At 40.2% G+C, this 20,967-nt stretch carries 21 protein-coding genes; 8 read left to right on the forward strand and 13 right to left on the reverse strand.

Annotated elements, in window-relative coordinates; translation table 11 throughout:
- Positions 1-16: 16 nt before the first annotated feature.
- On the reverse strand, positions 17-1,222 hold the full coding sequence (locus MKL33_RS08065) for a TIGR03862 family flavoprotein (protein ID WP_270906781.1): 1,206 nt from the start codon (positions 1,220-1,222) through the stop codon (positions 17-19).
- The gene (locus tag MKL33_RS08070; RefSeq protein ID WP_270906782.1) at positions 1,212-1,850 is read right to left on the reverse strand and encodes an SAM-dependent methyltransferase; all 639 of its coding nucleotides are present in this window, start codon (positions 1,848-1,850) and stop codon (positions 1,212-1,214) included. Before MKL33_RS08070 ends, MKL33_RS08065 begins: the two co-directional genes overlap by 11 nt.
- Positions 1,851-1,937: 87 nt before the next feature.
- On the opposite strand from MKL33_RS08070, the gene MKL33_RS08075 reads away from it, so the two are divergent.
- The gene (locus MKL33_RS08075; RefSeq protein WP_270906783.1) at positions 1,938-2,132 is read left to right on the forward strand and encodes a DNA gyrase inhibitor YacG; all 195 of its coding nucleotides are present in this window, start codon (positions 1,938-1,940) and stop codon (positions 2,130-2,132) included.
- On the opposite strand, the gene MKL33_RS08080 is transcribed toward MKL33_RS08075, so the two are convergent.
- The 5 genes from MKL33_RS08080 to MKL33_RS08100 all read right to left on the reverse strand — a co-directional run bounded on the left by MKL33_RS08080 (position 2,129) and on the right by MKL33_RS08100 (position 6,532).
- The gene (locus tag MKL33_RS08080; RefSeq protein ID WP_069036482.1) at positions 2,129-2,773 is read right to left on the reverse strand and encodes an MBL fold metallo-hydrolase; all 645 of its coding nucleotides are present in this window, start codon (positions 2,771-2,773) and stop codon (positions 2,129-2,131) included. The two genes, MKL33_RS08075 and MKL33_RS08080, sit on opposite strands and share 4 nt — an antisense overlap.
- Before the next feature lie 23 nt (positions 2,774-2,796).
- A complete protein-coding gene (gene hemH, locus MKL33_RS08085) occupies positions 2,797-3,813 on the reverse strand; it encodes a ferrochelatase (protein WP_069036483.1) in 1,017 nt (338 codons plus the stop codon).
- 73 nt (positions 3,814-3,886) lie between these two features.
- Entirely contained in the window at positions 3,887-4,891 is a 1,005-nt protein-coding gene (locus tag MKL33_RS08090) for a DUF4062 domain-containing protein (RefSeq protein ID WP_068930420.1), read from the reverse strand.
- A gap of 116 nt (positions 4,892-5,007) precedes the next feature.
- Complete coding sequence (murI, locus tag MKL33_RS08095; RefSeq protein WP_069120435.1) at positions 5,008-5,874, reverse strand: glutamate racemase; 867 nt, start codon at positions 5,872-5,874, stop codon at positions 5,008-5,010.
- Positions 5,875-5,920: 46 nt separating this feature from the next.
- Positions 5,921-6,532, reverse strand: a complete 612-nt coding sequence (locus tag MKL33_RS08100; RefSeq protein WP_270906784.1) for a DUF1285 domain-containing protein — start codon at positions 6,530-6,532, stop codon at positions 5,921-5,923.
- 187 nt (positions 6,533-6,719) lie between these two features.
- Between MKL33_RS08100 and MKL33_RS08105 the strand changes: the two genes are divergently transcribed.
- Entirely contained in the window at positions 6,720-8,432 is a 1,713-nt protein-coding gene (locus tag MKL33_RS08105) for an electron transfer flavoprotein-ubiquinone oxidoreductase (protein ID WP_005804177.1), read from the forward strand.
- A gap of 86 nt (positions 8,433-8,518) precedes the next feature.
- Here the strand turns inward: MKL33_RS08105 and MKL33_RS08110 are convergent, their stop codons facing one another.
- Entirely contained in the window at positions 8,519-8,899 is a 381-nt protein-coding gene (locus MKL33_RS08110; protein ID WP_032056275.1) for a hypothetical protein, read from the reverse strand.
- Between the two features lie 132 nt (positions 8,900-9,031).
- Positions 9,032-9,289, reverse strand: coding sequence for a sulfurtransferase TusA (gene tusA / locus MKL33_RS08115; RefSeq protein WP_002053527.1), 258 nt, complete (start codon positions 9,287-9,289; stop codon positions 9,032-9,034).
- Positions 9,290-9,473: 184 nt separating this feature from the next.
- Here tusA and MKL33_RS08120 point away from each other — a divergent pair, with 184 nt between their 5' ends.
- Together MKL33_RS08120 and lnt are read left to right on the forward strand one after the other, a co-directional pair.
- Positions 9,474-10,313 (forward strand): HlyC/CorC family transporter, encoded by an 840-nt coding sequence (locus MKL33_RS08120; RefSeq protein ID WP_002114976.1) that lies wholly within the window; start codon positions 9,474-9,476, stop codon positions 10,311-10,313.
- The gene (gene lnt / locus MKL33_RS08125; RefSeq protein ID WP_270906785.1) at positions 10,310-11,869 is read left to right on the forward strand and encodes an apolipoprotein N-acyltransferase; all 1,560 of its coding nucleotides are present in this window, start codon (positions 10,310-10,312) and stop codon (positions 11,867-11,869) included. The genes MKL33_RS08120 and lnt overlap by 4 nt, the downstream gene beginning before the upstream one ends.
- A 1-nt stretch (position 11,870) precedes the next feature.
- Here the strand turns inward: lnt and MKL33_RS08130 are convergent, their stop codons facing one another.
- The 4 genes from MKL33_RS08130 to gspF form a co-directional block, all read right to left on the reverse strand.
- Positions 11,871-12,209 (reverse strand): tRNA-binding protein, encoded by a 339-nt coding sequence (locus MKL33_RS08130; RefSeq protein WP_005065945.1) that lies wholly within the window; start codon positions 12,207-12,209, stop codon positions 11,871-11,873.
- Between the two features lie 145 nt (positions 12,210-12,354).
- On the reverse strand, positions 12,355-12,699 hold the full coding sequence (locus MKL33_RS08135; protein WP_227062224.1) for a hypothetical protein: 345 nt from the start codon (positions 12,697-12,699) through the stop codon (positions 12,355-12,357).
- A 267-nt stretch (positions 12,700-12,966) separates the two neighbouring features.
- Positions 12,967-13,551, reverse strand: a complete 585-nt coding sequence (gene gspG, locus MKL33_RS08140; protein ID WP_005079288.1) for a type II secretion system major pseudopilin GspG — start codon at positions 13,549-13,551, stop codon at positions 12,967-12,969.
- 23 nt (positions 13,552-13,574) lie between these two features.
- Positions 13,575-14,780: a type II secretion system inner membrane protein GspF gene (gene gspF / locus MKL33_RS08145; RefSeq protein ID WP_005065941.1), complete on the reverse strand. Its 1,206-nt coding sequence runs from the start codon at positions 14,778-14,780 to the stop codon at positions 13,575-13,577.
- Between the two features lie 148 nt (positions 14,781-14,928).
- Here gspF and MKL33_RS08150 point away from each other — a divergent pair, with 148 nt between their 5' ends.
- The 4 genes from MKL33_RS08150 (at position 14,929) to MKL33_RS08165 (ending at position 20,866) form a co-directional block, all read left to right on the forward strand.
- On the forward strand, positions 14,929-17,157 hold the full coding sequence (locus tag MKL33_RS08150) for a primosomal protein N' (protein ID WP_270906786.1): 2,229 nt from the start codon (positions 14,929-14,931) through the stop codon (positions 17,155-17,157).
- Positions 17,158-17,233: 76 nt separating this feature from the next.
- The gene (locus MKL33_RS08155) at positions 17,234-19,078 is read left to right on the forward strand and encodes a monovalent cation:proton antiporter-2 (CPA2) family protein (protein WP_270906787.1); all 1,845 of its coding nucleotides are present in this window, start codon (positions 17,234-17,236) and stop codon (positions 19,076-19,078) included.
- Positions 19,079-19,241: 163 nt separating this feature from the next.
- Positions 19,242-20,117: an Hsp33 family molecular chaperone HslO gene (gene hslO / locus MKL33_RS08160; protein WP_017481969.1), complete on the forward strand. Its 876-nt coding sequence runs from the start codon at positions 19,242-19,244 to the stop codon at positions 20,115-20,117.
- A gap of 137 nt (positions 20,118-20,254) precedes the next feature.
- A complete protein-coding gene (locus MKL33_RS08165; RefSeq protein ID WP_002115157.1) occupies positions 20,255-20,866 on the forward strand; it encodes a LysE family translocator in 612 nt (203 codons plus the stop codon).
- The last annotated feature ends 101 nt before the right edge of the window (positions 20,867-20,967 follow it).

The raw sequence follows: 20,967 nt of genomic DNA on the forward strand, positions 1-20,967 counted from the left end.
GCACCAAATTATCCTGTTATTTCTCTAAAAATGAATGCACACCCTCACCAGCCGCTCGCCCTGTAGCAAAGCATGCTGTAAGTAAATATCCACCCGTAGGCGCATCCCAATCGAGCATTTCACCACAGCAAAAAACACCTGAGGTTTGTGTAAGCTCTAAGCTTTGACTTAATGCATTCTGCTTAACACCACCAGCACAGCTAATCGCTTCTTCAATGGGTCTAAACCCTTCTAGCTTAATTTGAAGTGCTTTAATTTGCTGAGCCATAATCTCTGGTTGGCTCCATAGCGCTTTATCGACCACTTCTCTGATTAAGTTAATCTTGGCTGTGTCTAAGCCTGCTTTACGCCAAATATTGGTGAGCGATTGTTTTTTGCTAGCCTGTAATTTTTTAATTAACTGTGACAACTCTACATCAGGCAATAAATCTAAAAACAAATTTAAGCTTTGCCCTTGTTTTTGTTGTTCTCGTAAAGCACGTCCGAGTTTATAAATAACACCACTTTCTAACCCATAGTGAGTAATCACAATATCACCATGAGTAACTTGGCTGGGTTCAACCCATGCATTGATACGTTTTAAAGGTTCACCAAAACAGCTTTCCATAAAAACTGACCAAGTGTGAAGTACACCTGCATTACTTGGCTGGAAAGGCTCAATATCAGATTGATCAACCCATTGCTGCCAAGCACCATCACTGCCCAATTGTGACCACGACACAGCGCCACAAGCCAATACTACTGCATCGTATTGCTGGGTAAAGGTTTCAGTGCTTTGATTATTTTGGTTTTCTAAAGTCACCGTTGTGCCTTGTAAATTAATACAACGATGACGATAAAAGAATTTAACCTGCTGTTCTGCCAAACGCTTTAGCCAAGCACGCAGTAAAGGTGCCGCTTTCATTTCGACAGGAAAAATACGACCTGAAGTACCCACATAAGATTCTATTCCCAGACTTTTCATCCAGTTTTGAATCCAGACTGCATCCCATTTTTCAACCCATGGTTTAAGCCATTCTGCATGGTCATAGCGCTCAATAAACTGCACTAAAGGTTCAGCATGCGAGATATTTAACCCTGTTTTACCTGCCATCAAAAACTTACGCGCAGCTGAAGGTTTCTGCTCATACAAATCAATTTCATAAGCATACTGGCTCAGTACATCAGCTGCCATTAAACCAGCCGGACCCGCACCAATAATGGCAACCCGCTTATTCGCCATGCACATGACCTTGTAATGGGGCAAACTCATCAAAACGTGTGCTGTAACCTTCAGGTTTAGTGATCACAAGCTGTTGGCAAAGTTCTCCACGTTCTAAATACTTAATTTCAAAATGAGTACGTGCAGATGTTTGAGCAATTTTTTCTTTTTGGTAAGGCAGCTTCCAGACATTAATTAATTGTTGTTCAGCTTCCTCAATATATTCATGGATATTACTTGCCAAAGTAATGGTTCCACCTGTTTGCAGACGAGAGATTAAGAACTCAAAAAATGGCATATTCAACCAGCGCTGTGCTGGATTATGGGGTTCTGGGTTTGGATAGAGAATAAAGAAATGTTCAACTTGAGCAGGATGTAGTGCATGTACCACCCACGGTAAAGCATCTGCATGTACAGGAATTAAATTATCTCTTGGTTCCAGACCATGCTGTTTTTGCATTGCCAAGAATTTTTCTCGGGTTCGTTCAATTGCATACAATATGTGCTGCGGCTGTTGCCCGCTAAAAAGCAAAGCATGTTTACCCTTGCCCGCTCCAATTTCTACACAAATTGGGGTATTTTCAATTGGGGTAAAATCGCGAGGCGCTTGCATACGTTGTGCTTGAAATTGACGAATCTGCATAATCACATCAAACTAAATAAAAATCGGCATAAGTCTAACAAGTCACCTGACTTTTGCCTAATCTATTTCTCTTCACTTTGAGGATATCGCTTTATGCCACGTACATTCCCCTGCCCACGTTGTGGTGAACAAAGTGTTTGGGAAGGTAACGAATTTCGTCCATTTTGCTCTGAACGCTGTAAATTAATTGATTTAGGTGCTTGGGCAAATGATGAATATAGACTGCCTACCCAAGATGCGCCTCAGCATAACAAGGGTAGTCAAAATGAAGATGATTACGAGGATTAACCTGCTTTACCCGCGACAAACGGGTTAAATTGTTTTTCATAGCCAATGGTACTCATCGGACCATGTCCCGAAATAAATTGAGTATCATCTGGCAAACTAAAACACTCACGTTTAATCGATTCAATCAACTGATCATGGTTTCCACGCGGGAAGTCTGTTCTGCCAATCGAGCCTTTAAACAAGACATCACCAGTCCAAAGTAAACCATGATTTTTATTATAGAAAATAACATGCCCTGGTGTATGGCCTGGGGCAAAACGTACCTCAAACTCATCTTCACCCAGTTTTAGCACTTCACCGCCTTCAAGCCATTGATCGACTTTAACAGGCTGTGGGATTGGAAAGCCATAACGTGCTGAAACTTCCTGAATCATATCTAGCCAGAACTGATCTTCTTTATGGGGACCAATAACTGGAACGCTCCATTCTTTGGCAAGTTCACCCACCGCTCCAGCATGGTCTAAATGCCCATGAGTGAGCCAAAGAGCTTTCACTTTTAAACCTAAGGCTTCAACTTCTTTCTTCAAAACTAAAGCATCACCGCCAGCATCAATCAAAACTGCTTCTTTTGTTTCACTGTCCCAAAGAAGAGAACAATTTTGGGCAAATGCAGTAACTGGAACAATTTTGACTTGCAGCATAAGAACCTCTGGCTAAAACGCAATTAACGGTGGGCTAAGGTATAAGTAAGGGCATCAAGATTAGCCTGAACTAACCCTGCAAGCAAATCAATATGAGCTTGATCACTGTTTAAAGCAGGAATATAAGCATAGCTGCCACCACCAGCTTGTTGAAACAACTCAGCATTTTGTATGGCCAACTCTTCAAGTGTCTCTAAACAGTCAGCAGAAAAAGCTGGGCTTAATACCTGTACTGACTTAATGCCCTGCTTCGCCCAATCTTGCAAAAGTTGGTCTGTATAAGGTTTAACCCACTCTTGTTTCCCAAACCGTGACTGGAAGCTAATCGCCCATTCATCATCTTTTAAATGCAAAGCTTCAGCGACTAACTTTGCAGTAATGCGACAACGGTCTGCATACGGGTCGCCTTTGTCTGCATAAGGCTGTGGAATACCATGAAATGACATCAACAGTTTTTCAGGTTTTCCATGTTGCTCTTGGTAAGCTAAAACACTTTCTGCCAATGCCTGAATAAACATTGGATGCTGATAGTAGTCTTTAATAATCGTTAGACCCGGCAAGTTTCGCTGGGCTGGAATCCATTTAGCAAATGCATCGTATAATGGTGCTGTAGAAGTGGCTGAATATTGAGGAAATAAAGGCAATAAAATGACATGCTCTTGCGGATTAGCTGCCAGTTTTTCTAAAACTGCGTCAATACCCGGATTACCATAGGTCATCGCTGGTATCACGGTTAAATCAAACTGATTATTTTCTCGCTGCAAATAAGCCTGAATACGTTGAGTTTGCTCAAACACAATTTCACGCATGGGCGAATCTTTTGACCATACCGAAGCATAGGCATGTGCTACCCTTTTTGGGCGAAAAGGTAAAACAAACAGATTTAAAATAATCCACCAAATGAATTTCGGTATTTCAATCACGCGTGAATCAGATAAAAACTGCTTTAGAAAACGGCGAACCGCTGGAACAGTGGCCTCATCCGGTGTTCCTAAATTCGCTAAAATGACTGTGACTTTCGGTTTTTGTTCAAACGACATGTGTAAATGCCTTTCAATTCATCTTATGTCACTAATGTAACAGCTTTTATTGTCATATATAAATTGAATCGCTCTAAGCTTTTAATCGAATGCCCCGATGATTCCATTTATAGCTAAGTAATAATTTTTGAGCTTTAGCTGTGACTTTCCATAAGCTATAGGATTGTTCAGTTTGAGTTGGAACAATCCAGCCCTGTGACTGCATTTGCTTTTTTATCCGAAACAATGCTTTATGGTTAATCTGAGCGCAGGCGACAGCATGAGCGCGGGGTAACTCCTGACGAGCATCTTCTAGGCCAGCCTGATTTAAATATTCATTTAAGCATGTCCCAAAATTCTCTTCTGGTGTCGCTGTTTCAAACTGCTTTGCCAATATGCTTAACAACTGCGACCAAGTCATTTGTCGTTGTCGTTTAAGCTCTTTAAAATTCCCATCCTGAAATGCTTGAATTTGATATTCAAATGCAAAAACGTCTTGGGGAGCAACTTCGTTTACTTGAGCTGATGATTCTGCTAATTGTTGTTCTAACTGTAAAATTTTACTTTTTAATAACTTAATTTCATCTTCTAAGTGATGAGCCTGATGAGCAGGCACCCAACCTTGCCCCATATGTTGTTCAACCATTAAAGGCATATTTAAACGAACAGCCAACTCTAGTTCACGTGGCGTTTTAAAGTAAAATACGTGCTGAGCTTCATGTAATAGTTTTTTTCTAAATACGAGAAATTTATCTTTAAGCTGTGGATGTGTTTCTTGTAAATGCATTTCACGACTTTCAGGCTGCTCATGCATGAACACAATAATGGGTTTAGCCTGACTTAACGCATATTCATATTCTAAAGATAAATAACTCACACCAGCAATCGACTGCTCTCCATACTGGCTGCCTAAAAGTAGGATTACATAATCACACTCATCAATTTGTCGACGAGCAAGCGTAGTGGTTAGGGGTGTTCGTTGTTCTAATCCCCAAGCAAAGAAACCCATCCCTACCAAGGTTTGAGACAAAACCATTCGCTCTGGCTGCATATCGCGGCCGGATGTTGAAATAAAAATCTGATAGCGTGTATCGAGCATAACAATACCCTTTCGCCCCATGATCTGTCCGTGACTTAATATCAGTCAAGATCATGAACCGCCCCAAATAAAATAATAAATCTAAAAAACACTGCTTTCTAAATGATGCTAAAAGCTCAGTTCAGATTATGAAGTGTCCAAGTTAATTCTTGTGGAATCATATGTTGTAAAACAGGTTGCAGTGCCTCAGCATTATTACCGCTGACATAACATTCAATACGTGCAACATTCTGACCTATTTGGTCACATAATAACTCATTTTTTATTAAAATACGGGCTGTTTGTCGGGCAACTGCCAATCCAGAATCAACCAGTGTGAATTGGTTATCAAAAAGATGATGAATTGCTTGATTTAAGAAAGGATAATGCGTGCAACCGAGCACTAAATAGTCGGCACCTTGCTCAGCAGCGGGTTGTAAAACTTCTTTTAATGCCTTTAAACATATTTCACCCATTTGCTGACCTGCCTCTACACAAGGAACGAGTTCAAGGCTAGTTAAAGTCATCACTTTAACGCCTGCTGGAACAGCAAACTTCTCGACTACATCTTTAATAAGCTGGCCGCGAAAAGTAGCAGGTGTGGCCAACACAGCAACCACTTTAGAGCGAGTCTGTAATACAGCAGGTTTTAATGCTGGAACCAACCCTACAATTGGAAAGTGTTCACCATAATGCTCACGCAAATGATCAAGGCTAAATGCGGAAGCCGTATTACAGGCTACAACTGCAATTTTACAACCTTGACGATATAGCCAATCGACTGCTCGAGCCGTGAGTTCCCTGATTTCTTCATCCGAGCGTGGTCCATAAGGAACGTAGGCAGTATCGGCATAATACACAATACGTTCATTTGGTAAATATTTGGCAATTTCTGCTGCAACTGACATCCCTCCAATTCCCGAATCAAAAATACCAATTGGGGCATCTGCTGATGCTTTAGGCATAGGTTCTAGCTCGGAAAATAAAGGTTGTATGGCGGTCATAGCTGTACTGAAGTGTCAGAAAATTTCACTCCCTAAAGCTTAAACCTCAAGTGCCTAATTGCAAGAGCAAATTACCACTTTTTAGCTCTAAAATGGTTTCACCTTTATCGTTTTCAATTAGTGTTCCATAGTTCACCAAATGATAGAAAGCCTGACGTTGAATCAGCGCATTAATCCCAAAACGGACATGCACATAAGGACGCAACTCTCCTGCATATTCACGCATAAAAATAGGATGTTCTGCATCAACCAAAATTACATCTTGGTTGGTGGTGGTCAGTTGTAAAAACTGCTCACCTGAAATTTCCACCTGATCTGCCTGATTGATTAATAAAGGTTCATCTTCAACTTCGATTTCAATTTGTTCTACAGGGGTTTTCAGGTAGAATTTGCCTTCTTCTTTCCATAGGACTTTGGTAAACAGATCTAATAGAGCTTGGCGCTTGATTAATTGACCTTCGTGCCACCATTCTCCATTGGATTTCACCGTCAAATCCATTTTGCCACAATGCTTTGGATGCCACTGCTCTAAAGGTGGAATTGACCTTTTGTGACTTTGCTGTACACCTTTTAAGTATTGTGCAATGTTCATTAAGTTTTTATCATCAGATAACGGTATTTTTCCCATATCCGATGGTGAATTATTTTGATTTACCATAGTTTATGCCTTGCTGACGAAAAAATGTTACGACTCAGCCAATTGGCTAGATCATGGTTTAAAACTATACTAGCCCAAACGATAAAAGGCACAATAGCATATTTGCGCCTATGGATTAAAACACTCACGGCAGCACCGAATTATCTGAATATGACGGTTGCCACCTTTAAGTATTGAGGAGTCCTACATGGAACACATCGAACGTGAATCGATGGAGTTTGACGTTGTCATCGTAGGTGCAGGACCTGCAGGTCTATCTGCTGCGATTAAGATCCGTCAATTAGCGATTGAAAAAAACTTACCCGATCTTTCTGTTTGTGTAGTTGAAAAAGGCTCTGAAGTAGGTGCGCATATCTTGTCTGGTGCTGTGCTTGAGCCACGTGCCATCAATGAACTTTTCCCGAACTGGAAAGATGAAGGCGCGCCTCTTAATGTCCCTGTAACTGAAGACAAAACATTCTTCTTACTTTCAGACACCACTTCTAAAGAAGTACCTCACTGGATGGTTCCTAAAACCATGCACAACGACGGTAACTACGTGATCTCTTTAGGTAACGTGGTTCGCTGGTTAGGTCAAAAAGCTGAAGAGCTAGAAGTTTCGATCTTCCCTGGCTTTGCTGCATCTGAAGTGCTTTACCATGAAGACGGTACTGTAAAAGGTATTCAAACAGGTGACATGGGTATTGGTAAAGATGGCGAACCAACGCATAACTTTACTCCAGGCTATGAGCTTCACGCTAAATATACCCTCTTCGCTGAAGGTTGCCGTGGTCACTTAGGTAAACGCCTAATTGCGAAATACAACCTCGATAAAGATGCTGATCCTCAGCACTACGGTATCGGGATTAAAGAGCTTTGGGAAATTGACCCAGCAAAACATAAACCGGGCTTAGTCATGCACGGTGCAGGTTGGCCTTTAGCAGAAACAGCTTCTTCAGGTGGCTGGTGGTTATACCACGCTGAAAACAACCAAGTTACTTTGGGCATGATTGTGGACTTGTCTTATGAAAATCCACACATGTATCCATTTATGGAAATGCAGCGCTGGAAAACTCACCCACTGATTAAACAGTATTTAGAAGGTGGTAAACGTATTTCTTACGGCGCACGTGCGGTAGTGAAAGGCGGTTTCAACTCTCTTCCTAAATTAACTTTCCCGGGCGGTTGCTTGATTGGTGATGATGCAGGTTTCTTAAACTTTGCAAAAATCAAAGGCTCACACACTGCCATGAAATCAGGCATGTTATGTGGTGAAGCTGTATTTGAAGCGATTGCTGCGGGTGTAGAAAAAGGCGGTGATCTTGCGATTGCACGTGTTACTGAAGGCGAAGATTTATTCGTTAAAGAATTAACTTCATACACTGATAAATTTAACAACAGCTGGTTAAAAGAAGAGCTTTATAACTCTCGTAACTTTGGCCCAGCGATGCATAAATTTGGTCAATGGATGGGTGGTGCATTTAACTTTATCGACCAGAATGTCTTTAAAGTGCCATTCACTTTACATGACTTGAAGCAAGACTTTGCTGCATTGAAAACTGTTGATGCAACAAGCTTTAAGCCAAACTATCCAAAACCAGATGGCAAACTTACATTTGACCGTTTATCTTCAGTATTTATCTCAAACACTGTACATGAAGAAAACCAGCCAGCTCACTTGAAGCTTACTGATCCTTCAATTCCAGTGAATGTGAACTTACCAAAATGGGATGAGCCTGCTCAGCGCTACTGCCCTGCTGGTGTTTATGAAATCATGGAAAATGATGATGGTTCTAAACGCTTCCAGATTAACGCAGCGAACTGTGTTCACTGTAAGACCTGTGATATTAAAGACCCATCTCAAAACATTACGTGGGTAACGCCTGAAGGCGGCGGTGGTCCGAATTACCCTAACATGTAATTCCTTGCGCCGCTTTAGCCGCGGCTCATATCCTAATATGTAATAAAAAAGCCCCGATTATTCGGGGCTTTTTTATTAGTATCCACTTATTGAAAAGGCGGTATTTTTTCTACGTTTAAATTAAAATTCTTTTTATAGAAAATAAATGTGCCTAATAAAAATAAGCCAAGAAAACCAAAGTTTCGCGCTAAATCGTAGTACCAAACCGATTTACCAAATAATAAATCAAGAATTAACATCAGCCCGAGAAATCTTGTATGCAAGATCAAACTCATCTTTATCTTTGGTTCAGGAGCAAAAGATGTATTCCTATAACCGAGGAGAACAGAACCTAAAACGATGAGAATACATATAATAATGATAGCAACAGTTTCAGATAACCAAGAGATCTCTAAATGTAATAAACCAGCAATAGTGAAAAACCAAAGACAGATTAATAAGCTTCGTTTCACAAAATAATCATTCATTTTTATACGTCATTTATATACTTAATTTTATAAATTATATAACGATTCTTATTTGTAAAAAATTATCATTTCAAATTAAAGTTAAATTATTCATGGCTTCTAATCGTCTTTATTAGAAGCCTTATTATCCTATTAACCTTTCTTCACTAAATAATGAAATTCTTTATGACCATTTTCATCTAAGCGTTCTTCTTGTAACAACAACTCATGGCCTAAATGCATACAAAACTTAGGAATATCCCACGAGGTCGAATTATCAGTTGCGAAGACTTCAACCACATCCCCAGACTTAGATTTGCGGATGGCTTGATGCAACATCATGACAGGTTCCGGACAACGTAAACCACGCGTATTGAGTTGTACAGTAGGTGAAATGGGTTGCTCTGACATAACAAACTCGAACAAATAGAATTTTCACATTTTAGCATAAACAAATTACTGAGCTGTTAACTGTAACTGGCTTTTACATAACAATATACGTTTTGTCTTTTAGCTTGTTTTATAGATGCATAAGCATCTTTTCTTCGGTATGATCTGTGTATTCATTTGATACATTGAGTCTTTAGGAAAGATCATGCAAGAGGAACCAAGTCCGTCGTGGGGAATGCGAGGCTTACGAAAATGGTTAGGTACAGCGCCAGAAACCCGTGATGAATTATTAAAATTAGTCCAAAATTCACGCCGCTTTTTAGAACCCGATACTGTTGCTATGCTTGAAGGCGTTCTTGACCTTCCAGCTACAAAAATTCGTGAAGTCATGACGCCACGAACAGCAATGATCAGTTTACAAGAAGATGATCAATTACTTGATATTCTTGATGTACTGGTCGAGTCTGCTCACTCACGCTTTCCAGTCTTCTCTGCCGATCAACCTGACAATGTTGTCGGGATTTTGCTCGCAAAAGATTTGTTGCCGTTTCTAACTGAACCGAATACCAAAGTCGATATTCGAGTTCTTATGCGCCAACCGTTATTTGTTCCTGAAAGTGCACGTTCCGATCAAGTACTACGCATGTTAAAACATACTCAGACTCACATTGCGATTGTGATTGATGAATATGGTTCAACAGCCGGTCTTGTTACGCTTGAAGATATTCTTGAAGAGATCGTTGGCGAAATTGAAGATGAGCACGACACGGTCGATGAAGATGCTCAGTACATTGTTCCTGACAATGACCATACGGTAGCAAATGCGTGGATGGTGCAAGCACTTACACCAATCGAACATTTCAATACTGTTTTAGATGCTGATTTTTCTGACGATGAAGTAGAAACTGTCGGCGGTTTATTGCTTCAAGAGATTGGTCTGGTAAGTGATTTACAAGGTCAAACTGTTGAGCTTGGAAATTGGTTATTTACAATTGTTGAAGCAGATGCCCGCACTATTCATCTGATTCGAGCTGTACGTCAATGAGAGCATACTTTGAAAAGCTGTTAGATTCTTCGCAACAACAAAAACAGCTTCCTTTAATTTTTCCTTTACTCATTGCTTTATTTTCAGGTGCCGTGTTCAGTTTTTCACTGGCACCTTATTATTGGTGGTGGTTGGCAATTTTATCTCCAGCCCTACTCTATGCAGCATTACATAAGCGCTCAGCTAAACAAGCCTTTGCTATTGGTTGGAGCTATGGCTTTGGCTTATGGTTTGTAGGCGCTTTCTGGCTCTATACTTCCATCCATGTATATGGCGATACCAATGCATTTCTAAGCGTATGTATGATCGCTGTTATGGCCCTTGTGATGGGTTTATTTACAGCATTTCAGACATGGGTTTACCGACGATTCTTCCCTGAAACACCACTTACTTTTGCCCCGCTCTGGATTGTTTTCGAATGGGCAAAAACTTGGGTGTTTACAGGTTTCCCATGGTTGTTTGTAGGTTACGCCTTTACTGAACGTTTACTCGATGGTTATGCGCCGTTATTTGGTATTTATGCAATTTCCTTCGTTGTCATTGTATTAGCATGTGCTTTAGTTGAAGTTCTGCGTAAACGTATTTTCTGGGTTATCCCTTCGGCCCTATTGATTTTGGGTGCATGGGGAGCATCATATATACAGTTTGTAAAACCTAAAGCTGCTAAACCACTTAGCGTTTCACTCATTCAAGGTAACATTCCACAAGATTTAAAATGGCTGACTGAATACCAAGTTAGAACATTAGAAATTTATGCTGGTTTGACACAATCTGAATGGGGCCGTGATCTGATTGTATGGCCTGAGTCTTCAATTCCGCTTTTCCAAACCGATATTGAACCGTTTTTGGATGCAATGGATGCACAAGCTAAAAAGAACCATACTGCATGGGTAACTGGAATTCCCTACTGGGATGTTGCAAAATCACATCAAGTTGGTAGCCCACTGTATTACAACAGTATTATGGCTTCTGGCAGTGATTCAAGTGGACTCTATAAAAAGCAGCGTCTTGTTCCATTTGGTGAATACATCCCTCTTTCAGGTTTACTCTCTTGGGTGTTACCAGCCATGCAAAATGATATCAGCATGAGCGGTTTTACACGTGGTGAGAGTGACCAAAAACCACTTTTAATTAAAGGGCATGCGCTTGCTGCTGCAATTTGTTATGAAGTGGCTTACCCGAATCTGACAAGACGTAATGCAGAAGACAGCGACTTCTTGGTTACTGTATCGAATGATGCTTGGTTTACGGGCACTGCTGGGCCTTGGCAACATTTACAAATGGTGCAGATGCGCGCGAAAGAAAATGGCCGCTGGTTTATTCGTGCAACCAACACAGGTGTAACAGCGTTTATTGATCAAAATGGTCATATCACTGAACAAGCACCGATTGATAAAGAGTTTGTCTTGAGAGGTGATTTACCTGCCATGCAAGGCCAAACTCTTTATAACCGTTTAGGTGATTATCCAATTTTAGGATTTGCAGTCTTACTGCTGATTTTAGGTTGGGTTTATCGTCCACGTAAAGTTGATGTTTCTTTTAAATCTCGTCGCTAATTTACAACAACTTTGTACCCAGAGGCACTTCAAACTCTGGGATACAAAGTGCGACATCACCATCTGCATTATGAAACCCTGTCACCAAACATTCTGACTGAATAGGCCCTATTTGTTTTTTAGGGAAATTCACTACAGCAACGACTAATTTACCCAACAAATCTTGTGGCTGATAAAGCTTAGTAATCTGCGCACTTGATTTACGCACACCCAATTCTTCACCAAAATCTATATGTAAAATATAAGCAGGTTTACGCGCCTTTTCAAAAACCTCAGCTTGAATAATTTTACCAACACGCAGCTCTACTTTAAAAAAATCATTCCACTCGATTTGTTCCATTTCATATTTCTCATTTTCTTAAGTTGCTGATTTGAAGCATATAATATGTACAAATGAAGAAACATCCTGCTTTTAAGTCCAGTTAAAAAATAAAACGTAGATGTTTAGTCTACGTTTTATCTAAAAATTTGTTTTTAAAATGTTATTAAAAAGCTATCGATAATTGCAAAGATAAATAAGCAACTAAACTCGATAAAAAGACCATAGGTACATAACGGTAAGCTTTAAAAAGAAATTGCTCATATTTAGTTGATATTTGTTTAGCTTGCCAGACGCTCGCTTTTAATGCTGTAAAGAAGCTCACCATTAACCATGCGCTCACAATACTTAATGCGAAGAAACCAATCATGATTTGGCTACTTCCCTCTGTACTCAGCCATAACTTTAATGAAACCTCAGCAATCGGCAATAAACCCAAAATCAATAGGACAGACTTGAGCATTACCCAATGAAACTGAGTCAGTTCATCTAATATGAGAAATGCTTTCATTTAATCTCTCCTTTTAATTGAATAAAGTGCTTTTTATTTATTATGCAAAGCTTTTATTTAAATATATAGCTTATTTTTCTCTACATTTTAACTTTCTTGTAACTATTAAATATGGGAATAATTCTTATTATAAATCTCAAATATTGATATTAACTTTAATTTATATTTTTCAGTTAGTTATTATATTTTTCTGATTGAGAGAGATTATCAATTCGTATTTATCATTTTAACTGTTTAACTGAATTGATAATCTCCATTACATTTTAATTAAGGTTGATAATAAATATCTGCATCATTACCTTCACCGCCTTCTTTGCCATCTGCTCCAAATGAGTACAAGTCAAAAGCTCGACCATCTGCCCCAGGAATGACATATTGAATATCATTTTTCCAGCTGTCTTTAGGATAACCACCTTTTACATAACCACCTGGCATCCAGTTTTTCGCTGTAGCAGGCTGGTTAACCAAAGCATCTAACCCACCTTCTTGCATGGTTGGGAAATGGCCATTATCTAGCTTGTACTGATCTAAAGCACCCGCCACACCCTTTAATGCAATTTGAGTAGTATCAATTTTAGCTTTTTCACTACGCCCCATGACATTTGGTACGATTAAAGCTGCTAACACACCTAAAATTACAATCACGACCATGACTTCAATGAGGGTAAAGCCTGAGGCACGCTTCATTCGAGCACCGCTCGAACGTGCCGCAAGTCCGAAAGCTGTGCTTGAGGAGCAAACATCTGATAGAGAGCAATGCTCGGAATGGCACGTTGGCTCAAACTGATTTGAAACCGCAGATTCACTATGTTGTTCCATCGCTGTTTCGCTTTGAATATTTTTTACTTTCATCATTATCTCTAATATCAAAGTTATTAAATCATATTGTTCATATTTACGATTGGCAGCATAACCGCGATTACAATAACCAGTACAATGCTTGCCATTAAAACCAGCATAAGCGGTTCAAGTAATGCCAGTAAGGTTGAAATAAATGTCGTCACCTCACGGTCTTGCATGGTCGATGCTCGTTCTAACATCCTGTCAAGCTCGCCTGATGCCTCTCCACTTCGAATCATTTGTACCATCATTGGTGGGAAATAACCACTGCGCTCCAGTTGCGTACCTAAGTTACCCCCCTCTGTCACTCGCTCAGCCGCATGAGCAATTGAGTCGCGAATAACCCAGTTGTTGGTCACTGCTGCACCAATTTTTAAGGCATCAACCAAAGGGACACCTGAACGGGTCAAAATAGATAAGGTACTGGCAAATCGTGCAGCATTAATACCACGTGATAGTTTACCGAATAATGGCAATTTGAGTGTTAATCGATCAAAAGCATAATGTCCAGCAGTGGTTTTTAAAAACCGTACGAATGCAATAACACCCACCACTGCAAAAAGAATAATAAACACCCAAGCGTGGCGAATAAAATCACTGGCTTTCATTAAAGCGACTGTAATCCACGGTAAAGCATCTTTATTTTGATCAAAAGTTTTTACAATCTCTGGCACAACATAAGTCATTAAACCCATCACAATACCAAAAGACATCAGCATTAAAATGATGGGATAAATCATGGCACCCTGAACTTTCTTTTGCATGGCAAAGCGGTTTTCGGTGTAATCCGAAAGCTGATCTAAAATGAGATCTAAATGTCCCGAGCGTTCACCAGCGGCGACCGTTGCAATATAAAGGTCAGGAAACCGTCCAGATTGCTGCATACCTTGTGCGAGTGAATGGCCTTCTAAGACTCGAGAACGCACAGATAATAAAAGATTTTGCACATGTGTTTTTTCACTTTGCCTACTCACGGCGCGCAAAGCTTCTTCAAGTGGAATAGCAGCAGCAACCAAGACCGAAAGTTGTCTGGTCATGAGCGCCAAATCGTAAGCACTGAACTTTTTTTGGAATAACCCCTGACTCTGATGTTTATCTTTTTGTTCAACAGGATCGACACTAATGGGAGTCCATGCTTTATCGCGTAATTGTTGGCGAATCTGGCGCGCTGAGTCTCCCTCAAGCACCCCTTTTTGCTGCTTCCCTGAAGCATCAATGGCAGTAAATTGATATGCAGGCATGGTAATGTTCTAATTTTCCAAAAATAATAGTCGCTGCTGTTGCATCTATGCTACGCAATCATTCATATTCGTTCTATAGCCTGTGTAGAATACCCAAGTCCTCTTCACGACGCTATGCCGTTTTTTAAAATTGACGAAATGAGCCTCTATGACCATAACGCCAAAGCCTGATTCAGTTGTTTATCGTGTGCGTGTAGCCGTACCTGTGCATCTGTACGACACTTTTGACTATACACTCACCCAAGCACAATATGAACGGGCTCACGTAGGCTCACGCGTCGCGATTTCATTTGGACGCCAAAATCTGATTGGCATCATTACTGAAAAAGTTGACCCAAGTGAATCATTTACAGGTACCTTTCAGCTTAAGGCCATTTCTGACCTTTTAGACGAACAGCCTATTTTAGATGAACAAGTTTTAAGTTTATTGACATGGTCAGCCCAGTATTATCAATTTCCAATTGGTGAGGTCATGCAAACCGCCCTACCTGCGTTATTGCGTCAGGGCAAACCGATGGATGTTTTGTTCCATCTTTGGAAAATCACACCATGTGATAATGTTGAAGCACTTCTTAAACGCTCTGTTAAGCAACAAGACGCGTATCAAATTTTAAAGTTACACCCTGCCGGAACTACAGAGAATATTCTTAATTTAAGTGGTGTAGAAACGGCTACGCTTAAAGCACTTCAAAAGAAAGGACTGGTTGACTGTACGCTTGAACCACACGACTTTAGCCCATCGCCTGTTCAATTGGCACAAATGCCGCTCACGCTAAATGAAGACCAAAAGAAAGCAACTCAGCACGTAGTAAACGCACAGCATCAATACCAAGCATTTTTATTAGATGGTTTAACAGGAAGTGGTAAAACTGAAGTTTATCTGCACATCATGCACGAGGTTCTAAAGCAAGGTAAACAAGTACTGGTGTTAGTCCCAGAAATTGGTCTAACCCCTCAAACGATTTCTCGTTTTAAGTCTCGTTTTAACTGTGATATTGCTCTATTGCACTCAGGCTTAAATGACTCTAAACGCTTACAAGCATGGCAACAGGCCCAGACTGGCAAAGCATCTATTATTTTAGGAACCCGCTCAGCCATCTATACGCCACTACCACGTTTGGGCTTAATTATTTTAGATGAAGAGCATGACCTGTCTTATAAGCAACAAGAAGGCTTCCGCTACCATGCACGTGATGTCGCACTTTATCGAGGCCACTTACAAAACTGCCCTGTTATTTTAGGTTCAGCAACACCGAGCATCGATAGTTATTATTTGGTCGAAACTGGTAAATTAACTTCACTGCAACTTAACCAACGTGCAGGCCATGCGCTTTTACCTAAAATGCATTTGATTGACCTTAAAATTGTCAAAAAACAGCATGGAATTAGCCAGCCTTTAATCGAACAGATTAAAAATACGCTAGCGAGAAAAGAACAGGTTTTAATCTTTTTAAACCGTCGTGGCTATGCACCTGTACTGGTCTGTGAAAGTTGTGGATGGCAAGCAAATTGTCCGCATTGTGATGCGCATTTTACGTTGCACACTCAGCCTTATTCTTATTTACACTGCCACCACTGCGGCACTGTTCATCGCTTGCCCGATCACTGCCCTGAATGCCAGCAAAAAAGCCTAAAAACCCTAGGTGCTGGAACGGCTAAGGTTGAAGAGCACTTACAAGAACTATTTCCAGACTATGATGTGATTCGGGTTGACCGTGACAGCACCAGTCGTGTCGGTAGCTGGCAAAAAATCTATGATCGTATTCATCAAAACAAACCAACAATTTTGCTTGGCACTCAAATGTTGGCTAAAGGCCATCATTTCCCACACGTAACTTTGGTTGCTATTTTAGATATTGATGCTGGGTTACTTAGTGTCGACATCCGTGCGCCAGAGCGTACGGCGCAGCTGATTGTACAAGTCGCTGGACGTGCAGGCCGTGGTGAACATAAAGGCCATGTTTATTTACAAACCCTAAGACCAGATCACCCTTTACTAACCACACTCATCGAAAAAGATTATCGCGCGGTTGCTAAACAGACTCTTGCGGAACGTAAAGTCGCATTGCTGCCGCCTTATCGCTATGCCGTACTGATACGTGCAGAGTCCAAAGATCGCGACTACACCTTACATTTCTTAAATGAAGCGGCAGAACATTTACGCCAAATTGCAGGTGACATTGTTGATATTTGGGGACCGATTCCAGCCCCTATGGAGCGTAAAGCTGGACGCTACCGCGCCCACATGGTGATTTTATCTGCCGACCGTGCTCGCCTGCATTTTTACTTAAGACAATGGTGGTCTCAATTGGTTCATGCACCGCGTCAGCATCAACTCAGGCTGTCAATTGATGTTGATCCGCAAGAATTTAATTAGATGGCTTGAATATCATGGTGTGAAGAAGCCTTTTTGGCTTTACACTTAAAAGAGACTAATACATTCGAGGCAATGAATGTCATTCTTACTGCAAGCAACAATTTTTCTTGGAGCTTCTCTGATTTTAGTCCCTCTTGGCAAGCGCCTAGGGATAGCAACAGTTTTAGGTTATTTATTTACAGGAATACTTCTGGGCCCTAGTGTTTTAAATATTGCACATGACCCTGAAGCGATTATGGAACTTGCCGAATTTGGCGTTATCTTATTAATGTTCCTGATTGGTTTAGAGTTACGCCCCCAACGTTTATGGGAAATGCGTGACTCTATTTTTGTAATGGGAAGTCTGCAAGTCCTCATTAGTGGGACTATTCTTATGCTGATCGTACTATTACTCTTTCAACAGCAGCTTTCTGTCAGCTTTGTGATTGGTTTTGCCCTTGCGCTTTCTTCTACAGCTTTTGTATTACAACTTCTGACCGAAAAGCAGCAACTCAATACGACTTATGGTCAGCAGTCTTTTTCCATTTTACTTTTCCAAGATATAGCGGCTATCCCCTTACTTGCCATTATTCCATTATTGGCAGGAACAGAATCAACCCATCATGGGGTGGCTTATTTTGCGGCTATCATTGCAACGTTTACTGGTCTATTTCTGTTTAGTCGCTATGTGATGCGTCCATTCTTCCGCTTTGTTGCCAAAAGTGGAGCGACTGAACTTATTACAGCAGTAGGATTATTTATTATTCTTGCTGTTGTCTTGCTTATGGATACTTTAGGAATTAGCACCACATTAGGTGCATTCCTTACAGGTGTATTATTAGCAGATTCAGAATTTCGCCATGAAGTTGAAGCGAGTATTGCACCGTTTAAAGGTTTATTGCTTGGCTTATTCTTTATGACCGTCGGCATGACTACACAGCTGTCACTGCTCATTGAAATGCCTTTGCTTATTATTGGTGGTGCAGTCGGCTTATTGCTCATCAAAACGCTGATATTGACCGCCATTGCCCGCTATAAAAAATACAGTTGGAATAACAGCTTGCTTTTAGGTACTTGCTTGGCACAAGGCGGAGAATTTGCTTTTGTAATTTTGAGTCTTGCAAAAAGTGAGAAGGTTTTAACTCAAGCTATATTAGAACCCGTGACTCTGATCGTGACATTGTCGATGGTACTTACACCAGTAATTTACTGGATCATGGCAACTCAGGTCATTCCTCTGTTTAATAAAGAACGTCCTCCCGAGTATGATGAAATTCCTCAGCAGGATAACCCGATTATCATTGCCGGCTTTGGTCGATTTGGACAAATCATCGCGCGTATTGCTCGCCTACAGCATTTAGGCTTTACTGCAATCGACAACAATCTTCATCAAGTGGACTTTGTTCGTCGCTACGGCGGCAAGCTCTATTATGGCGATGTGACCCAGCCCGATTTACTGCGTTCTGCCGGTATTGAAAAAGCTAAAGTATTTATTTTAGCGATTGATGATGTTGAAGACTCCATGAATGTCGCACGTCATCTTAGATTAAATTATCCAAACTTAAAGCTATTAGCTCGTGCTCGCGACCGTCACCATGTCCATCTTTTAAGAGATTTAGGTGTTGAATATATTTGGCGTGAAACGTACTTATCTTCATTAGGAATGGCTTATCGCGCTTTACGAGAACTTGGAATCTCTGATGAACAAGCCTATAACAATATCGAAATCTTTCGGGATTATGATGAGAAATTGCTCATACAGCAGCAAAGTATTTATACTGATGAACAGAAGATTTTTGAAACACATCGTAATGCCTTAGCCGAGCTTGAACATTTGTTTGAAAGTGATGCGCAGCAACAGGCTACATCAAAGCATGATGTTAATTTAAAGCGTCATTTACAACCAAATCGCATCGACATTACAAGAGATCATCTAGAATAACTTGAGATTTCAGAAAATGGCTATATTAAGGACTTATTCACATTGCCTAAATAATTGGACAATGGGCACAAAGCTGCCCCTGTCCGGCTTGCGGCTTAGCTGCATTTCCTGAGCTTGATTAAAACGAAATAGTTATACTCTGCTTAGGGCCCTGGAGAATATTATGTCTGATTTACGCCAACGCTTTTATATAGAGAACTTTCCAGTACGTGGAGAAGTAGTTCATCTAGAAGAAGCCCTACAAACTATCTTAGCTCAACGTGACTATATGCCTGCGGTTAAAATTCTGCTAGGTGAAATGTTGAGTGCGACTGCATTACTTGCAAGTACACTAAAAATCAAAGGCCGTATCAGCTTGCAAATCCAGGCTAGCGGCACCTTCAAATGGGCGATGGCTGAATGTAACCACTTAGGAGAGGTTCGTGCTTTAGCGGACTATGAAACCGACCCTCGCTTTGTTGAAGCAACAGACAGCAGCACAGTTCTTGGCGCTTTAGTTAATCCGGTTTTATTTATTAATATTGAACCGGAATTTGGCGAACGTTATCAAGGGATCGTGCCGCTTGATCAAGTGACTTTAGCGGGTTGCTTAATGCAATATTATGATTTATCTGCACAAATTCCAACTCGTATTGTGTTAGCAAGTACAGATAAGCGTTCTGGCGGTTTACTGATTCAACTCTTACCACGTCATGATGAAGAAGAGCAAAACTTAGTCGATGAAGATTTATGGCCACGTTTGACGATGTTGACTGAAACATTAAAAGCTGAAGAGCTTACCAATTTAGATGCAAATGAAATCTTATATCGTTTATATAACGAAGAAGAAGTTCGTTTACCAGAAATTGAAGCATTAAAATTTGGCTGTACATGTTCAAAAGAACGCTGTGCAAATGCCCTGATTCAAATTGGTGTAGACGCTGTTCATGAAACCCTAGAACATCAGAACCCGATTCGTATGGACTGTCAGTTCTGTAATACGCAATATACCTTTACCGCTGAAGAAGCTTTAGCGTTATTTGGTGAACATTTAAGTTAATATTTTAACTTTATAAAAAGGCGGTTATACCGCCTTTTTATTTACCTGTATTTTTTGATGATAATTTTCAACATGTTAATTTAAATAGGATAATATAAGGCTACTTTATAGCCTAATAAATAAGATGCCTAAATACCATGAATTATTTTGATTATTTTCTCTTTATTTTTAGTGTAGTTATCATGATTGCGACCCCTGGTCCTGTCATGATTTTAGTTGCAAGCGCTGGACTTAAAGGGGGCTATAAAAAAGCACTGGAAACCATTTTTGGTACAAACCTAGCATCCCTTGTTTTAATTTTTATTTCAGTACTGGTTTTAAAAGGAGTACTGAGTGTCAATGATAGTTACCTCAATATCATTCGTATTTTAGGCTGCCTATATATTGGTTATTTGGGTTTTAGTATTCTCAAAGAAGTGATTCAAGCACCTCACCCAGAAGCGATACAAACAGTTTCAGCACAAAATGGTGGCTTTAAAAAAGGTTTTCTTGTCGGTATTTCAAATCCAAAAGATATTATCTTTTTCTCGGCTTTCTTTCCGCAATTTGTTTCTATTACACCTCAGTTAAATTTAAGTTTAACCCTACTTACGCTGACATGGATTGTTTTAGACTTCCTCACACTATCTTTGGTTTATATCTTTTTCCGCCGCCTTTCTAACAGTCATTTATATCCAAAAATATTAGGCCTCTGCGGTTTATTACTTCTACTTATTGCCCTGTATGGCTTATATCAAAGTTTCATCTAAATCCTGAGAGATATGGGCTTCACTTGCTTATATCTTTTTCTATCAATTTCATTTCGTAATAGAACAACTCTTATACAATCTAGCTTATTGAAAACTCTAAA

The organism is Acinetobacter sp. AOR43_HL (assembly GCF_027854635.1).
GTDB classification, from domain to species: Bacteria; Pseudomonadota; Gammaproteobacteria; order Pseudomonadales; family Moraxellaceae; genus Acinetobacter; species Acinetobacter pittii.

What these genes read in the sequence shown, in the direction of transcription:
- MKL33_RS08065 (WP_270906781.1), bottom strand. Translation starts at nt 1,222, where the DNA reads ATGGCGAATAAGCGGGTTGCCATTATTGGTGCGGGTCCGGCTGGTTTA.
- MKL33_RS08075 (WP_270906783.1), top strand. Translation starts at nt 1,938, where the DNA reads ATGCCACGTACATTCCCCTGCCCACGTTGTGGTGAACAAAGTGTTTGG.
- MKL33_RS08080 (WP_069036482.1), bottom strand. Translation starts at nt 2,773, where the DNA reads ATGCTGCAAGTCAAAATTGTTCCAGTTACTGCATTTGCCCAAAATTGT.
- hemH (WP_069036483.1), bottom strand. Translation starts at nt 3,813, where the DNA reads ATGTCGTTTGAACAAAAACCGAAAGTCACAGTCATTTTAGCGAATTTA.
- MKL33_RS08090 (WP_068930420.1), bottom strand. Translation starts at nt 4,891, where the DNA reads ATGCTCGATACACGCTATCAGATTTTTATTTCAACATCCGGCCGCGAT.
- murI (WP_069120435.1), bottom strand. Translation starts at nt 5,874, where the DNA reads ATGACCGCCATACAACCTTTATTTTCCGAGCTAGAACCTATGCCTAAA.
- MKL33_RS08100 (WP_270906784.1), bottom strand. Translation starts at nt 6,532, where the DNA reads ATGGTAAATCAAAATAATTCACCATCGGATATGGGAAAAATACCGTTA.
- MKL33_RS08105 (WP_005804177.1), top strand. Translation starts at nt 6,720, where the DNA reads ATGGAACACATCGAACGTGAATCGATGGAGTTTGACGTTGTCATCGTA.
- MKL33_RS08110 (WP_032056275.1), bottom strand. Translation starts at nt 8,899, where the DNA reads ATGAATGATTATTTTGTGAAACGAAGCTTATTAATCTGTCTTTGGTTT.
- tusA (WP_002053527.1), bottom strand. Translation starts at nt 9,289, where the DNA reads ATGTCAGAGCAACCCATTTCACCTACTGTACAACTCAATACGCGTGGT.
- MKL33_RS08120 (WP_002114976.1), top strand. Translation starts at nt 9,474, where the DNA reads ATGCAAGAGGAACCAAGTCCGTCGTGGGGAATGCGAGGCTTACGAAAA.
- lnt (WP_270906785.1), top strand. Translation starts at nt 10,310, where the DNA reads ATGAGAGCATACTTTGAAAAGCTGTTAGATTCTTCGCAACAACAAAAA.
- MKL33_RS08130 (WP_005065945.1), bottom strand. Translation starts at nt 12,209, where the DNA reads ATGGAACAAATCGAGTGGAATGATTTTTTTAAAGTAGAGCTGCGTGTT.
- MKL33_RS08135 (WP_227062224.1), bottom strand. Translation starts at nt 12,699, where the DNA reads ATGAAAGCATTTCTCATATTAGATGAACTGACTCAGTTTCATTGGGTA.
- gspG (WP_005079288.1), bottom strand. Translation starts at nt 13,551, where the DNA reads ATGAAAGTAAAAAATATTCAAAGCGAAACAGCGATGGAACAACATAGT.
- gspF (WP_005065941.1), bottom strand. Translation starts at nt 14,780, where the DNA reads ATGCCTGCATATCAATTTACTGCCATTGATGCTTCAGGGAAGCAGCAA.
- MKL33_RS08150 (WP_270906786.1), top strand. Translation starts at nt 14,929, where the DNA reads ATGACCATAACGCCAAAGCCTGATTCAGTTGTTTATCGTGTGCGTGTA.
- MKL33_RS08155 (WP_270906787.1), top strand. Translation starts at nt 17,234, where the DNA reads ATGTCATTCTTACTGCAAGCAACAATTTTTCTTGGAGCTTCTCTGATT.
- hslO (WP_017481969.1), top strand. Translation starts at nt 19,242, where the DNA reads ATGTCTGATTTACGCCAACGCTTTTATATAGAGAACTTTCCAGTACGT.
- MKL33_RS08165 (WP_002115157.1), top strand. Translation starts at nt 20,255, where the DNA reads ATGAATTATTTTGATTATTTTCTCTTTATTTTTAGTGTAGTTATCATG.